Source organism: Methylovirgula sp. 4M-Z18, assembly GCF_037890675.1.
GTDB lineage: Bacteria > Pseudomonadota > Alphaproteobacteria > Rhizobiales > Beijerinckiaceae > 4M-Z18.
In genome coordinates this window covers 1,817,319-1,832,251 of the sequence record NZ_CP149574.1, presented here as the reverse complement: position 1 = coordinate 1,832,251, position 14,933 = coordinate 1,817,319, and the positions used below count along the sequence as shown (strand labels likewise).

Here is a 14,933-nt window from a genome sequence, read left to right as displayed (position 1 = left end):
AAGCACCACCGGCTGAATGCCTTCTGAACGAAGACGCCTGCATCAATCCTCAAGCAGTGCGAATTTGTCCACGTCAACCATTCCCATATCGCTGATTTTCAAATGCGGGATGACAGGCAATGGCAAAAAGGCGACTTGCAGGAACGGTTCCGGCAGGACGACGCCGAGCGCCTTGGCGGCGGCGCGCAAATGCACCAGCTTGTCGTGCACAGCCTCGAACGGCTCCAGGCTCATCAGCCCCGCGACCGGCAGCGCGAGTTCGGCCGTTACTTTGCCGCCGTCCGCAACGGCAAAGCCGCCCTCGATCTCGACGAGGCGATTGACCGCCACCGCCATATCGGCCTCGTCCGCGCCGACCACGCAAATGTTGTGGCTGTCGTGCCCGACCGAAGAGGCGATCGCGCCGCGTTTCATGCCAAAGCCGTGTACGAAGCCGATGCCGATATTGTCGTTCTTGCCATGCCGCGCGACGACGGCCACCTTGACCGCATCCTGGTCGAGATCGACCTGCCGCATGCCGTCAACAATGGGTAAATTCATAGTGAGATGTTCGGTGATGATCTTGCCGGGGACGACGCCGATGACGGGCGTTTCCGCCCCCCTCCCCCTGGCGGCAAAATCCGCCGCCGTCACCCGGCGCGCCTTGACGCTGTCGCGCCCGACCGGCGGAATGATCTCGCGCGCGGCAAATAGAGCGTCATCGACAAGTCTCCCGCGCGAGAGAACGTTGCGGACCTTGCAGGTTTCGAGGTGATCGAGAATGACGAGATCGGCGCGATAACCCGGCGCGACCAGCCCACGGTCCTTCAGGCCGAAGGCCCGCGCCGCCGAGACGGAAGCGGCGCGATAGGCCGCGAGCGGCGGCGCGCCACGCGCGATCGCCTCGCGGATCATGTGATCGATATGGCCCTCCTCGGCGATGTCGAGCGGATTGCGGTCGTCCGTGCAGAGGCACAGATATGGCGAGTTGCGCTCGGTGAGAATGGGCAGAAGCGCATGCAAATCCTTCGACACCGAGCCTTCGCGGATGAGGATATGCATGCCCTTGCGCAGCTTTTCCAACGCCTCATCTGCGGTCGTCGTTTCGTGATCGGTGCGGATGCCAGCCGCGAGATAACCGTTCAAATCCTTGCCGCGCACCAGCGGCGCGTGCCCGTCGATGTGGCCGCCCTGAAACGCCGCGAGTTTGGCGAGCACCTTCGGATCGGCGAAAAGCACGCCGGGAAAATTCATGAATTCGGCGAGGCCGATGACTTTCGGATGCTGGGCGAAGGGCAACAGATCGGCGATTTCGAGCACAGCGCCCGATGTCTCCAGATGCGTCGCCGGCACGCAGCTCGAAAGCTGCACGTAAAGATCGATCACGGTGCGCAACGAGGCGTCGAGAAAATATTTGATACCGTCGGCGCCCAGCACGTTGGCGATTTCATGCGGATCGCAAATCGCCGTCGTGATGCCGCGCGGCAGGATGCAGCGGTCGAATTCGAACGGCGTGACGAGCGACGATTCCACATGCAGATGCGTATCGATGAATCCCGGTACGATCGTACAGCCGGACACGTCGATCTCGTTTTTTCCGGTGTAGGTCGCACAGGTGCCGACGATGCGGTCGCCGCAGATGGCGATATCGCCTTCGAGCATATCACCGGTGACGAGATCGAAAATCCTGCCGCCCTTCAACACAAGATCGGCTGCTTCAGTGCCGCGCCCCTGGGCGATGGCGGATTTGAGGAATTGCTGCATGTCGCGCTGGTCCAAGAGTCTTACCTCGCGTAAATTGATCCGTGGTCAGCTTAGCAAGGAACGACGTCGGTTGATAATGGCAAAATGCAGCGGCGTTCAGCTTCGCTTGGTGCGCGTGACCATTTGGGTCGGGTTGACGAAGCGCAGGGCAATGACCAGCCAGACCAATGTCGTCAGCATATAGATGACGGCCATGGCATCAACCGATTGCTGCGCGCGTACCCCCGCCGCGGTCACAGCATCGTAGAGCGAGACGACCAGCGTCTGGCTGTCGGCGCCCGCCACCAGGAAGGTAAGTTCGAACATGGCGATCGTGCGCACCAGCACGAGGAGCAAAGCGGCCAGGACGCCAGGCATCAGCAGCGGAATCAGAACATGGCGGAAAAGGCTTCCCGTGCCCGCGCCGAAAACCCGGGCTGCCGCTTCGATCCGCGGATCGATCTGCTCGATGAATGGAATCATCACGAGAATCACGAAGGGCAACGCCGGAACGAGATTGGCGAGGATCACCCCGGCCAGGGTCGAGCCGAGCCCCACTTGATAGAGAACGCCCGTCAGCGGAATGCCGTAGGTCACGGGCGGGATCAGCAGCGGCAACAGGAACAACAGCATCAGCAATCGCTTGCCGGGAAATTCGCGCCGCGCCAGGGCGTAGGCAGCAGGCACGCCGAGGAGCGCCGCCAGAACGACGACGCCAAGGACGACTTCGAATGTCGTGACGAGAACCTGGTCGAGCTGAAACTCGTCCCAAGCCGAGGAATACCATTTAGTGGTCCAGCCGGCCGGCAGCCAAGTGCCGAGCCAACGGGTCGAAAACGAACTCACGAGAACCGCGGCGATTAGCGCCAGCAGGTTGACGACGAAGAAGCCGGTGAGCACCCAGACTGCGGTTGCCCACAGGCGCTCCGATACGGGACGGGAAATACCGCTCACGGCCTCACCCCTTTCCGCCGCCCGCCGGCCCGCGATAGACCAGCGACCGCATCGCAAGAACACCCGCGACGATGACGAGCAATATCGCCCCCATGATCATCGCGATGGCCGAAGCCATGGAATAATCGAAGGACTCGGTTGCCGCCTCATAGGCCGGAATCGTGATCACCCGGGTCGGGCCCGCGGGCGCACCGAGCATGACAGCCGACGGATAGACCGAAAAGGCCTGAACGAAACTCAAACAGAAGGTGACGGCAAGGCCCGGCAGCAGCAGCGGTAGGAAGATATGACGGAAACGCGCCGCCGGGCGGGCGCCGAGCGTCTTGGCAGCATTTTCCAAGGCCGGATCGATGCCGGTCACGTAGGACAAGGTTAAAAGGAACGTGAAGGGAAAGCCGGTGATGACGAGCGAGAGAAACACGCCCCAATAATTGTGCACAAGCTTGACCGGTCCGAGGCCCAAAAGCACGAAGAGGCGGTTGAACCAGCCCTGCGGCCCCAGATAATTGAGCAATCCTTCCGCCACCAGGACGGTTCCGAGCGTGATCGGCAACACGAGTATCGTGGTGAGCAGCCGCTGATGGTGCATCAGGCGCACGCGAAAGGCGACGGGAATGGCCGCGAGAAGATTGACCAACGTGACGGGAAGCGCCAGCAGTAGCGTCTTGCCGATCGTATCGAAATAGAAAGGGTCGGAAAAGAATTTGACGTAATTGCTGAACGTCGAACCGTCTTTGGGATGAAACGACAACCACAGACCATAGAGAAACGGATAGACGAAGAGCGCGAGCAGGAACAGGGCCGCTGGCGCGACAAGCAACGTAATGCCATCGACGCCGCGAGCGGCGAGCCGCGCACGCAGAGACAATGCGCTTAGCGCGCTCATGGCGCCGCACCGTTGAAAATCAGCACGTTCTCCGGCGCGGCTGCAAGGTGGATTTCCTCGCGCGGCATCACCCGTGCGACGGAACTGAAATAGAGTTCGCTGCCATTCGGCCCCTTGGCCGAACCAAAAAAGCCGTGACCGCGATACTCGCAAATGTCCACGGTCGCCGCGAGGCCGAGACCGCTCGCAACGAGGTTTTCAGGCCGGATTGCCGCAACGCCCATAGCACCGACAATCTCCTCGCCGGCAACGCCGGACAGAAATGCGCCGCCGATGTCGAGCGTCACCTGATTGCCGCTATGCGCGATCACTTTGCCGACGATGCGATTGCGAAAGCCCATGAATTCGGCGACATCCAATTTCACCGGTCTTTTGTAAAGTTCCTCGGGCGCGCCGATCTGCCGGATTTCACCATCGCGCAATACAATGATGCGATCGGCCAGCGACAGCGCCTCATCCTGATCGTGTGTGACATAGATCGTGATCGATCCGAGGCCGGCATGAATACGCCGAATTTCCTGCCGCATTTCGAGACGCAATTTGGCGTCGAGATTGGACAGCGGCTCGTCCATCAGCACCAGCGGCGGTTCGATGACAATCGCACGCGCAATGGCAACCCGCTGCTGCTGACCGCCGGACAATTGACCCGGCAGCTTGTGCGCCTGATTGGCGAGACGCACGGTCGCAAGCGCGGCATCGATGCGTTTCGCGGCGGCTTCACCCGTGATGCCGCGCATCTTGAGACCGAAGCCCACATTGTCGCGCACGTTCACATGCGGAAACAGCGCGTAATTCTGAAAGACCATGCCAAAACCGCGCTCTTCCGGCCCTAGCGTGTCGATCCTTTTGTCATCGAGCCAAATCGAACCGCGCGTGGTCGGTAGCAAGCCTGCGATACAATTGAGCGCCGTCGATTTGCCGCAGCCGGACGGGCCTAGCAACGCGACAAATTCACCGCGCTCGACGCTCACCGTCAGATCCTTCAAAGCGTTCATCGCGCCGAAATCCCGCGCAACACGATCGAGCTTCAGCGTCTTGAACGATTGATGAGGCGGCATGAAACGACCTGCGAAGAAGAATTGTCCTTACGAAGCCGGGACCAATATGCCCCGACACCATGTCATTTCGTTTTTTGTGCGCCGATCTGCTGATCCCAGATCTGGAAGGCCTGCACCATCTTGTCGGGATCAAGCGGAAGCTCGGTCGGGTTGTCGGCGATCAGTTTTTCATATTCGGGGCGGCCAAATTGCTTGATCGCATCCTGGCTTTCCTGCGGCGCCATCGCAAGCGTCACGCCCTTCACGGCCGGGCCGGGATAGAAATAGCCTTGATCATATGTATAGGCCTGCTGCGCCGGCTGCAGCAGGAAATTCATCAAATCCAAAAGCACCGCCAGCTTCTCCGGCGCGAGCCCTTTTGGCACGCACATATAATGCGCATCGGTCACCCAGTGGAAACCTTTGAGCGTCGCAACCGCGGCGCTTTCCGGCACGACGCCAAGCACGCGCGGATTGATGTCCCAGCCGGTGGTCGAAACGATCATGTCGCGCGAGCCTTCGCCAAGTTCCTTCATGGTTGCGCCTGTGCCCGTGGGATAATATTCGATATTCTCGCCCAGCGCTTTGAGATAGGCCCAGGTCTTTTCCCAGCCGCTCGCCGGATCCTTGGGATCTTTGTCGCCCAGGATATAAGGCAGCCCCATCAAGAAGGTGCGACCCGGTCCGGAATTGGCGGGACGCGCATAAAAGAACCGGTTCGGATTGGCCTTGGTGTAGCTCAGCAATTCCTCGGCCGTCGTCGGCGGCGTTTTGATCCGCTCTGGTGCATATTCGAGCAGCGGCCCAGACGGGTAATAAGATACGATCACCCCGGCGCCTTGTGCGAGCCCCTGCATTTTGGCGGCGGGCGGCAGAAGAATGTCGTCAAGCTTGGGCAACGCGCTCGCAAAAGCCGGAAGAAGCTCGACCCAGAGTTTTTGCTCGAGCCCGGCGGAGAGCGCGTCCGTTCCTGTCAGCACGAGATCGATGTCGACGCGATTGGCATCCTGCTGCGCCTTGATCTTACCCGGCAATTCCGGCGCCGGCGCCTTAAGGAAATTGAATTTCGAAACGAGATTCGGCTTGGCTTTGGCGTAATTCTGGATCGCCTTCTGCGTCAGCGCCAAATTGCCCGCGACATCGACCACATTCAACGCGACGGGCGAGGAAGGCAGGCTTGGCACTTGCGCGAGTGCGCGCGACACTCCGAGCGCCGCAAGGCCAGCTCCGGTGCCGAGCATCGCGCGGCGCGTCATCGACGAATTCATTCATTCCTCCCTTAGCTCTGACTCTGTTTCCAGGCTCATTCCGTTTTGCGCCGCGTTTTGCCCTGCTTACCCAAACCGTCAAAAAAATAGACCTCCACATTGGCGATATGCGCCTGCATCGTGCGCCGTGCGCCGTCCACATCATGCTGCGCCACCGCGTTCCGAATGTTCTCGTGATCGGACATATTCGTGCGAAGCTTGGCGTTATTCTTAGTGAGTTCGCCGAGCCGATTGAAAATCGGCCCCCGCATGTCGCCCCAGAATTGCTCGACAATGTGCACGAACACCGCATTTCCGGTCGCTTCCGCGAGGCCAATGTGAAAGGCGCGGTCAGCCTCGTAACAATCCTCGCCCTTCAAATATTCGCGCCGGTACCAGGCGAGCGCCTCGTCAAGCCGCTCGATATCCTTATCCTTGGCGGCAATCGCGGCACAGGCGGCAATTTCGCCCTCAATCACGCGCCGTGCCGCCAGCAACTCAAGCGCGCTCGGGCCCACGTCGCGCAGCTCTGTCGAACGGGCGGATTTCGCGCAGACATAGGCGCCCGTGCCGGTCCGGACCTCAACAAGGCCGGAAAGCTCCAGGGCAATCATCGCTTCGCGCACGATAGGCCGGCTCACGCCGAGTTTTTTCGACAGATCACGCTCAGCCGGCAGGCGCGTGCCGGGCGCCAATTCGCCCGAGCGGATCAGACCGGCGATCTGGTCGGCGACCTGCTGGAACAATCTTTGCGAAGCAACGGCCTGAAACGGCATTCTTCCATCCCATCGGCATTCTTATTCTTTATGCGCCTGTAAAGGACCATAGCATTGCCTTTCAAACAATCAAGTGGCAAGGTGGCCTGACCAAACGATAAGAATAGGGAGAAACGCCGTGAGTTCAGGCGCGAAGACCGACACCAATCCGCTCATTCACCGTGACCGCCTGTTCCCCGCCGATCCGACCAGCCGCGCCATTGCGCGAGCGCTCTACGCGAGCGTGAAGGACCTGCCGATCATTTCGCCGCACGGCCACACCGATCCGTCCTGGTATGCCGAAAATAAGCCGTTTCCCGATCCTGCCAAGCTGTTCGTCGTGCCGGACCATTACATCTTCCGCATGCTCTACAGTCAGGGCATTCCGCTTGAATCGCTTGGCATCAAGCGCACCGACAAAGCGCCGGTAGAGAGCGATCCACGCAAGATCTGGCGCATTTTCGCGAACCATTATCATCTCTTCCGCGGCACGCCGACACGGCTTTGGCTCGATCATGCTTTCGCAACTTTGTTCGACCTCGATACGCGCCTCAGCGCCGCGACGGCCGACGTCTATTACGACCGCATTGCCGAGCGGCTGGCGCTACCCGAGTTCCGTCCGCGTGCGCTGTTCGAACGCTTCAATATCGAGGCGATCGCGACAACCGAAAGCCCGCTCGATCCGCTCAAATCGCATGAAGCCATCCGAGCGAGTAGCTGGAAGGGCAAAGTGGTCACCGCTTACCGGCCCGACCCGGTCGTCGATCCCGAATTCGAAGGGTTTCGGGCGAATGTCCTGCGGTTCGGCGAGATCACTGCTTGCGACACCTCGAACTGGCAAGGTTATCTCGCAGCGCATCGCCAGCGCCGCGCCTTTTTCAAGAGCTACGGCGCGACATCGAGCGACCATGGCCACGCAACCGCCCGCACCGCCGATTTGACGAATGCGGAAGCCGAGTCGCTTTTCGCCAAAGCCTTGCGCGGCGAGTGTACGCCGGAGGAAGCGGATCTGTTCCGCGGCCAGATGCTCACCGAAATGGCGGCGATGAGCATGGACGACGGGCTGGTGCTTCAGATTCACCCCGGCTCGTCACGCAATCACAACGCAGCACTCTTCACGAAGTTCGGCCGCGACATGGGGGCCGATATTCCGACGCGCACCGATTACGTCCATGCGCTCAAGCCGCTGCTCGACCGGTTCGGCAACGAGACGAAACTCACGATCATTCTCTTCACCCTCGACGAGACGAGCTATTCGCGCGAACTCGCGCCGCTCGCCGGCCATTATCCGGCGCTGCGCCTCGGCCCTGCCTGGTGGTTCTACGACTCGCCCGAAGGCATGCGCCGCCTGCGCGAACTGACGACGGAAACGGCGGGGTTCTACAATACTGTCGGCTTCAACGACGACACGCGCGCCTATCTCTCCATACCGGCGCGGCACGATGTGGCGCGGCGGGTCGATTGCGCCTATCTTGCCGATCTCGTGAGCAGCCACCGCATGGACGAGGACGAAGCATTCGAGGTCGCGCATGATCTCGCCTATCGCCTCGCCAAGGACGCCTACAAACTCTAAGAACGAATGCCTATGACCCACAGTCTCCGTCAAACCGCCCTGCCCGACTTGCCGCCGCACGTGATCGTGCCGACCTATGACCGCGCTGCGCTCAGCACCGGCATCGTGCATCTCGGCATCGGCGCATTCCACCGCGCCCATCAGGCCGCCTATACCGAGGCGGCTCTTCAGGCTGGCGATTTGCGCTGGGGCATTCTCGGCGTCAGCCTGCGCTCGCCCGATACGCGCGACGCGTTGCACCCACAGGATGGTCTCTACACCTTGAGCATCCGCGACGCCAAGGGCGATCGCCCGCAGGTCATCGGCGCGGTCCGCGACGTTGTGGTGGCGCCGGAAGATCCCTGCGGCGTCGTCGCCGCAATGGCCAATCCGTCGGTTAAAATCGTGTCATTGACCGTGACGGAAAAAGGCTATTGCCACGACCCGGCAACCGGCACGTTGCGCGAGGATCACCCCGATATCGTCCACGATCTCAACCAGCATCTGGAGCCGAAAAGCGCGCCGGGTTTCATCGTCTCGGCGTTGGCGAAACGCCGCTCGGCCGGCATTCCACCCTTCACCGTTCTGTGCTGCGACAATCTTCCGGCGAACGGCAAGACGGTGCGCCGAGTGGTGACGCGTTTCGCCGAATTGCTCGACGCCGATCTTGCAGCTTTCATCGCCGAACACGTGGCCTTCCCCTGTACGATGGTCGACCGAATCGTTCCGGCGACCACCGATGACGACCGGACGCGCATCACCGATCAGCTCGGCCTGCGCGACGCATGGCCCGTGATGACGGAGCCCTTTACCCAATGGGTGATCGAAGACCATTTCCCACAAGGCCGGCCCGATTGGGGCCTTTTGGGCGCGGAGTTCACCCGGGACGTCGCGCCGTACGAGCTGATGAAATTGCGTCTGCTGAACGGCTCGCATTCCTGTATCGCTTATCTTGGCTATCTTGCGGGCTACGAAACCGTCGCTGACACCATGAGCGATCGGCATTTTGCACGCTTCATACGCGGATTGATGGACGCGGAAGTTTCGCCTGTTCTGGCTGCGCCGCCAGGCGCGGATGTCGAGGCCTATAAGAGCGCGCTGATCCAACGCTTTCATAATCCGGCGCTCAAACATCGCACGTGGCAAATCGCCATGGATGGTTCGCAGAAAATTCCGCAGCGCTGGCTCGGCACTATCCGCGAATGTCTGGCGAAAGACATTGCGTTCCCTCGCCTCGCGCTCGGCATCGCGGCCTGGATGCGTTACGTGAGCGGCACCGATGAAATCGACCAGCCGATCGATGTCCGCGACCCGCTCGCCGACAAACTGCGGGAGCGGGCGGCAACGGCAGAGAATGACCCGGAAAAACTGGCTTACGCTCTTTTGCAGATGGACATGATTTTCGGGCACGATTTCATCAAGGATCCGCGGTTCGTCGACGCCGTTACCTGGGCCCTGGCCGGCCTGATGCAAATGGGGGCAAAGAACGCCGTCAAAAAGCTTGCGGCCGACCTTTGACGGGCCGCTCGTTCGGCGTCGGGCGAGCCCTTGCCGTCGCCCGAGACGATACCCCATCAAGGGGACCGTTACACAGAATGGCTTCAGAAAATCGGCGCGGCCAGGCTTGCGCCCGATGCCGCGAAGCCGTTAGCATGGGAGCAATGCAAAATCAGCACAAAGATATGTCAGGGTGGAACTTCGCGTGGACGGAGACGCAATTCTTGTAACTGAGGGGATGACCAAGCAGTTCGGTGCGTTCACCGCCGTCAAGGACGTGAACCTCACCGTGCGGCGCGGCACGATCCATGCTCTGATCGGCCCGAACGGCGCCGGCAAGACCACCTGTTTCAACCTGCTCACCAAGTTTCTGAACCCGACGCGCGGCCGTATCATGTATAAGGGCCGCGACATTACCTTGACCAAGCCCGCCGATGTCGCACGTCTCGGGCTGGTCCGATCGTTTCAGATCTCGGCGGTTTTCCCCCATCTGACGGGGCTCGAGAACGTGCGGATCGCTTTGCAGAAGGCACGCGGCGATTCCTTCGATTTCTGGCGTTCGAAAGCGCTGCTGCGGCAATATGACGGCCGCGCGCGCGAACTCTTGGACGATGTCGGATTGACCAATTTCGTCGACACGCATGCGGTCGAAATGCCTTACGGCCGCAAGCGGGCGCTCGAAATCGCAACGACCTTGGCGCTCGACCCCGAAATGCTGTTGCTCGACGAACCAATGGCCGGCATGGGTCACGAGGACATCGACCGAATCGCCGCGCTGATCAAGCGGATTGCCGCCAACCGCACCGTGCTGATGGTGGAACACAATCTCAATGTCGTGTCCAATCTCTCGCACACGATCACGGTGCTGACGCGCGGCCAGATCCTGGCCGAGGGCGACTACGCTAAAGTCTCGCAGAATCCCCAAGTCCAGCAGGCTTACCTGGGAGCCGGCCATGCTTGACCGCACCAGTCATCGCCTGAATGTCAACGGATTGCAGGCGTGGTATGGCGAATCCCATATCCTGCACGGCGTGACGTTCAATGTCGGCGCGGGCGAAGTCGTCACCTTGCTTGGCCGCAACGGCGCTGGCAAGACGACGACGCTGAAATCGATCATGGGCATCGTTACGAAACGCAGCGGCTCGGTGATTTTCGACGGCCGAGAGACGATTGGTCTTTCGTCCGACCGGATCGCCCGCGCCGGGATCGCGCTCTGCCCGGAAGAGCGCGGTATTTTCGCGAGCCTCAATGTGCGCGAGAATTTGCTGCTACCCCCAAAGATTGCCGATGGCGGCCTGACGGTCGAGCAGATTTTCGACCTTTTCCCCAATCTCAAGGAGCGGCTGAGCGCGCCGGGCACCAAGCTTTCGGGCGGCGAGCAGCAGATGCTGGCGATCGCGCGCATTCTGCGCACGGGCGCGAAATTCTTGATGCTGGATGAGCCGACCGAAGGGCTCGCGCCCGTGATCATCGAGCAGATCGGCCGCACCATCCAGCGCTTGAAGCAGGAAGGCTTCACGATCCTTCTGGTCGAGCAGAATTTCCGCTGGGCCTCGAAACTCGCCGACCGCTTCTACGTCATGGAACACGGCCACATCATCGACGAATTCGCCGCCGCGGACCTCGGCGCGAATATGGATAAGTTGCATGTCTATCTCGGCGTTTGAATATTGAAACAGGGAGATTGGGAATGAAATTGCGCGTAGCTATGTCCGTTACCGCGGCCCTCTTGTTGTTCTGTACCGGCGCGATGGCGCAGGACAAGAACGTCAAGATCGGCAATCTCACCGATATGTCTGGCCTCTACAAAGATCTCGGCGGCCCGGGCTCAACCGTTGCCGTGCAACTCGCCATTCAGGATTCCGGGCTCGAAGCCAAGGGCTGGAAAATCGATGTCGTCAGCGCCGACCATCAGAACAAGCCGGACATCGGCACCAACATTGCGCGCAAATGGTTCGATGACGAGAAAGTCGATGCCATCGTCGACGTGCCGAATTCCGGCGTCGCGCTCGCGGTGAGCGCCGTCACGAAGGAAAAGAACGGTGTGTTCCTCGCCTCCGGTCCGGCTAGCTCCGATCTGACCGGCAAGGCCTGCAACGCCAATACGATTCACTGGACCTACGACACTTATGCCCTCGCCAACACGACCGGCAAAGCGGTCGTGAAAGCCGGCGGCGACACATGGTTCTTCATCACCGCCGACTATGCCTTCGGTCACGCACTGGAGCGCGACACCGGCGCCGTGGTCACGGCCAGTGGCGGCAAAATACTAGGTGATGTGCAGCATCCGTTGAACACTTCCGACTTCTCGTCCTATCTGCTGCAGGCGCAATCGTCTGGCGCAAAAGTCATCGGCCTTGCCAATGCCGGCGGCGATACGACCAATTCGATCAAGCAGGCGGCGGAATTCGGCATTCAATCGGGCGGCCAACGACTTGCGGCTCTGCTGCTCTTCATTTCCGACGTGAATGCGCTTGGTCTGAATACGGCCCAAGGCCTGACGTTCACTAGCGCATTCTACTGGGACATGAACGACCAGACCCGCGCCTTCTCCGACCGGTTCTCCAAACTGATGCCACACAGCGAGAAGCCGACCATGGTGCAGGCCGGCGTCTATTCGGCGACGCTGCACTATTTGAAGGCATTGGATGCACTCGGCGGCAATCCGCATGACGGCGCCAAAGTCGTCGCCAAGATGAAAGAAATGCCGACGGACGATCCTTTGTTCGGCAAGGGTACGGTCCGCGCCGACGGCCGCAAGATTCATCCCGTCTATCTCTTCGAGGTGAAGAAGCCGGCCGAATCGAAATATCCGTGGGATTATTACAAGCTGCTCGCCACCGTCCCGGCGGACGAAGCCTTCCGTCCGCTTTCCGAGAGCGAATGCCCGCTCGTCAAGAAGTAAACCGAGTTTGCGCTCTATGCGCAAGCATATCCGTCATCCGTCACCCCGGACCTGCGCCGGGGTGACGGGCCGCACAGTCGATCGATGATTTGAGCCATGACATCCGTTTTCTTTAGCCATCTTCCAGCCTTAATGAACCAGTTGACGCTGGGGCTGATCAATGGCGCGTTTTACGCCTTGCTCAGCCTCGGCCTCGCGGTGATTTTCGGCATGCTGAACATCATCAATTTTGCCCATGGCGCGCTGTACATGGTCGGCGCCTTCGTAGCCTATTTTCTGCTCAATCTGCTTGGCCTCGGCTATTGGTATGCGTTGGTCCTCGCGCCGCTCGTCGTCGGCACCTGCGGCATGATCATCGAACGGACGATGTTGCGGCGGCTTGCCGGGCTCGACCCGCTCTACGGACTCCTGCTGACCTTCGGTCTCGCGCTGATCATTCAGGGAGTGTTTCAAAATTACTTCGGCACATCCGGCATCCCCTATGATCGCCCGCCACAATTCAACGGCCTTCTCGATATCGGCTTCATGCGTCTGCCGTCCTACCGCGGCTGGGTGATCGTCTTCTCGCTTGCGGTCTGCCTCATCGCCTGGTTCGTCATCGAGCGCACCAAGCTTGGGTCCTATTTGCGCGCGGCCACCGAGAATCCTGCCCTGGTGCGCGCCATGGGCATCAACGTGCCGGTCATGATCACCCTCACCTATGGCGCGGGCGTTGCGCTCGCCGCGCTGGCCGGCGTGCTCGCGGCGCCCATCAATCAGGTGCGGCCGGACATGGGCGAGAACATGATCATCGTGGTTTTCGCCGTGGTGGTGATCGGCGGCATGGGCTCCATCATGGGCTCGATCCTCTCCGGCTTCCTCCTCGGCCTAATCGAAGGGCTCATCAAATATTACTTTCCCCCGGCTGCCGATGTTGCAGTGTTTGCCATCATGGTGATCGTCCTTCTCGTCCGTCCGACCGGACTCTTTGGCCGGAGCGCTTAGGGTCGAACCTCAATAATGGATTGTATCTGGATGAGGTCAAAAATGGTCATATGCAAGGAGCATTGCGACGCCGGTACGTCCGTACCGGCAAGCATTGCGACGCGGCAGATGACCATTTTTCACCTCACCCCGAAGGGGCGCGGCGAAATTGACCGACTGCGGCGTCGATGCTCCTCGCAGGGCCGACGCCCTGCTTCGTCCCATCTCCTGGCATTCGGTCAATTTGGCCGCGTCCAGATACAATCCATTATTGAGGTTCGACCCTAACATGACGACCGCCTCGACGAGCGAACGCTGGGCCTTTGCGATCATGGTGGTCCTGCTGCTGATCGCGCCTCTTCTGCCGCAACTGATCTATCTGCCGACATTGATGCAGGCGCTCTGCTTTGCGCTATTCGCCTGCGCGTTCAATTTGCTCATCGGCTATGTCGGCCTTCTGTCCTTTGGCCATGCGATGTTCTTTGGCCTTGCAAGCTACGTCAGCGCCTATACGGCCAAGGAACTGGGTGTCACGCCGGAGCTTGCGATGCTTGCCGCCGTTGTTGTTGCCGCGGCGCTCGGCCTTGTCACGGGCGCCTTGTCGATCCGGCGGCAGGGGATCTATTTTGCCATGATCACCCTGGCGCTCGCGCAGATGGTCCGGTTCTTTTGCCTTCAGGCACCCTTCACCCATGGCGAGGACGGCATCAACGAAGTGCCACGCGGCAAGCTCCTCGGCCTCATCGATTTGTCCAATCAGCTCACATGCTATTTCGTCGTGCTGGTGATTTTTCTCGCCGCCTTCCTGCTCATTCATCGCATCATCAATTCGCCCTTCGGCGAAATCCTGAAAGCCATCCGCGAGAACGAGCCGCGCGCCATCTCGCTCGGCTATAAAGCCGAGCAATACAAGCTTGCGGCGTTCGTGCTGTCGGCGGCGCTTGCCGGTCTTGCCGGCGGCCTCAAGGCGATTGTCGTGCAAGGCGCCTCACTGACCGACGTGCATTGGACGGCCTCTGGCGAAGTCGTGCTCATGACATTGGTCGGCGGACTCGGCACGGTGTTCGGCCCGGTCGCGGGCGCTTTCATCATCGTTTTGATGAAAAACAATCTGACCGGCCTCGGCTCCTGGGTCATCGTCATTCAGGGCGCGATTTTCGTCGCCTGCGTCCTCGCGTTCCGCCGCGGCATCGTCGGCGAAATCGCCCGTCGCATCGGCAAGCCGCTGTAGAGCATTTTCCAGAAAAGTTGAACGACTTTTCGGTTAAGAAAACGCGACAAAACAGAGAAGTAGAGCATTTTGCGTCTCTGAAAGAACGCAAATTTCTCTCACGCGATCCGGGAAGTCCCTGTCAAACGTTTTAGGCCGTTTCGCGTTGCGAAAGGAATTTATGCTGTCCCTAATTTTCGTGCTT

Annotated in this window: 13 protein-coding genes; 7 read left to right on the top strand and 6 right to left on the bottom strand. The window is 60.2% G+C overall.

What is annotated here, in order from left to right; translation table 11 throughout:
• Positions 1-42 precede the first annotated feature (42 nt).
• The 6 genes from ade to V9T28_RS08390 all read right to left on the bottom strand — a co-directional run bounded on the left by ade (position 43) and on the right by V9T28_RS08390 (position 6,622).
• Positions 43-1,743: an adenine deaminase gene (gene ade, locus V9T28_RS08415; RefSeq protein ID WP_116399761.1), complete on the bottom strand. Its 1,701-nt coding sequence runs from the start codon at positions 1,741-1,743 to the stop codon at positions 43-45.
• 96 nt (positions 1,744-1,839) lie between these two features.
• Positions 1,840-2,667, bottom strand: a complete 828-nt coding sequence (locus V9T28_RS08410) for an ABC transporter permease (protein ID WP_116399760.1) — start codon at positions 2,665-2,667, stop codon at positions 1,840-1,842.
• A 13-nt stretch (positions 2,668-2,680) separates the two neighbouring features.
• The gene (locus V9T28_RS08405; protein ID WP_116398552.1) at positions 2,681-3,562 is read right to left on the bottom strand and encodes an ABC transporter permease; all 882 of its coding nucleotides are present in this window, start codon (positions 3,560-3,562) and stop codon (positions 2,681-2,683) included.
• Positions 3,559-4,620 carry an ABC transporter ATP-binding protein gene (locus V9T28_RS08400; protein ID WP_116398551.1) on the bottom strand — a complete coding sequence of 354 codons (1,062 nt, stop codon included), beginning with the start codon at positions 4,618-4,620 and terminating at the stop codon, positions 3,559-3,561. The genes V9T28_RS08405 and V9T28_RS08400 overlap by 4 nt, the downstream gene beginning before the upstream one ends.
• 62 nt (positions 4,621-4,682) lie before the next feature.
• Entirely contained in the window at positions 4,683-5,867 is a 1,185-nt protein-coding gene (locus V9T28_RS08395) for an extracellular solute-binding protein (RefSeq protein ID WP_116398550.1), read from the bottom strand.
• A 35-nt stretch (positions 5,868-5,902) separates the two neighbouring features.
• Entirely contained in the window at positions 5,903-6,622 is a 720-nt protein-coding gene (locus V9T28_RS08390; protein WP_116398549.1) for a FadR/GntR family transcriptional regulator, read from the bottom strand.
• A 118-nt stretch (positions 6,623-6,740) separates the two neighbouring features.
• Here V9T28_RS08390 and uxaC point away from each other — a divergent pair, with 118 nt between their 5' ends.
• The 7 genes from uxaC to V9T28_RS08355 all read left to right on the top strand — a co-directional run bounded on the left by uxaC (position 6,741) and on the right by V9T28_RS08355 (position 14,749).
• Positions 6,741-8,174 (top strand): glucuronate isomerase, encoded by a 1,434-nt coding sequence (uxaC, locus tag V9T28_RS08385; protein ID WP_116398548.1) that lies wholly within the window; start codon positions 6,741-6,743, stop codon positions 8,172-8,174.
• A gap of 12 nt (positions 8,175-8,186) precedes the next feature.
• Positions 8,187-9,671: a mannitol dehydrogenase family protein gene (locus tag V9T28_RS08380; RefSeq protein WP_116398547.1), complete on the top strand. Its 1,485-nt coding sequence runs from the start codon at positions 8,187-8,189 to the stop codon at positions 9,669-9,671.
• A gap of 217 nt (positions 9,672-9,888) precedes the next feature.
• Positions 9,889-10,611, top strand: a complete 723-nt coding sequence (locus V9T28_RS08375) for an ABC transporter ATP-binding protein (RefSeq protein WP_445242164.1) — start codon at positions 9,889-9,891, stop codon at positions 10,609-10,611.
• A complete protein-coding gene (locus V9T28_RS08370) occupies positions 10,604-11,317 on the top strand; it encodes an ABC transporter ATP-binding protein (protein WP_116398546.1) in 714 nt (237 codons plus the stop codon). Before V9T28_RS08375 ends, V9T28_RS08370 begins: the two co-directional genes overlap by 8 nt.
• 23 nt (positions 11,318-11,340) lie before the next feature.
• Positions 11,341-12,555 (top strand): ABC transporter substrate-binding protein, encoded by a 1,215-nt coding sequence (locus tag V9T28_RS08365; protein ID WP_116398545.1) that lies wholly within the window; start codon positions 11,341-11,343, stop codon positions 12,553-12,555.
• A gap of 96 nt (positions 12,556-12,651) precedes the next feature.
• On the top strand, positions 12,652-13,539 hold the full coding sequence (locus tag V9T28_RS08360) for a branched-chain amino acid ABC transporter permease (RefSeq protein ID WP_116398544.1): 888 nt from the start codon (positions 12,652-12,654) through the stop codon (positions 13,537-13,539).
• 268 nt (positions 13,540-13,807) lie between these two features.
• On the top strand, positions 13,808-14,749 hold the full coding sequence (locus tag V9T28_RS08355) for a branched-chain amino acid ABC transporter permease (protein ID WP_116398543.1): 942 nt from the start codon (positions 13,808-13,810) through the stop codon (positions 14,747-14,749).
• Positions 14,750-14,933 lie beyond the last annotated feature (184 nt).

What these genes read in the sequence shown, in the direction of transcription:
- ade (WP_116399761.1), bottom strand. Translation starts at nt 1,743, where the DNA reads ATGCAGCAATTCCTCAAATCCGCCATCGCCCAGGGGCGCGGCACTGAA.
- V9T28_RS08405 (WP_116398552.1), bottom strand. Translation starts at nt 3,562, where the DNA reads ATGAGCGCGCTAAGCGCATTGTCTCTGCGTGCGCGGCTCGCCGCTCGC.
- V9T28_RS08400 (WP_116398551.1), bottom strand. Translation starts at nt 4,620, where the DNA reads ATGCCGCCTCATCAATCGTTCAAGACGCTGAAGCTCGATCGTGTTGCG.
- V9T28_RS08395 (WP_116398550.1), bottom strand. Translation starts at nt 5,867, where the DNA reads ATGAATTCGTCGATGACGCGCCGCGCGATGCTCGGCACCGGAGCTGGC.
- V9T28_RS08390 (WP_116398549.1), bottom strand. Translation starts at nt 6,622, where the DNA reads ATGCCGTTTCAGGCCGTTGCTTCGCAAAGATTGTTCCAGCAGGTCGCC.
- V9T28_RS08380 (WP_116398547.1), top strand. Translation starts at nt 8,187, where the DNA reads ATGACCCACAGTCTCCGTCAAACCGCCCTGCCCGACTTGCCGCCGCAC.
- V9T28_RS08375 (WP_445242164.1), top strand. Translation starts at nt 9,889, where the DNA reads ATGACCAAGCAGTTCGGTGCGTTCACCGCCGTCAAGGACGTGAACCTC.
- V9T28_RS08370 (WP_116398546.1), top strand. Translation starts at nt 10,604, where the DNA reads ATGCTTGACCGCACCAGTCATCGCCTGAATGTCAACGGATTGCAGGCG.
- V9T28_RS08365 (WP_116398545.1), top strand. Translation starts at nt 11,341, where the DNA reads ATGAAATTGCGCGTAGCTATGTCCGTTACCGCGGCCCTCTTGTTGTTC.
- V9T28_RS08360 (WP_116398544.1), top strand. Translation starts at nt 12,652, where the DNA reads ATGACATCCGTTTTCTTTAGCCATCTTCCAGCCTTAATGAACCAGTTG.
- V9T28_RS08355 (WP_116398543.1), top strand. Translation starts at nt 13,808, where the DNA reads ATGACGACCGCCTCGACGAGCGAACGCTGGGCCTTTGCGATCATGGTG.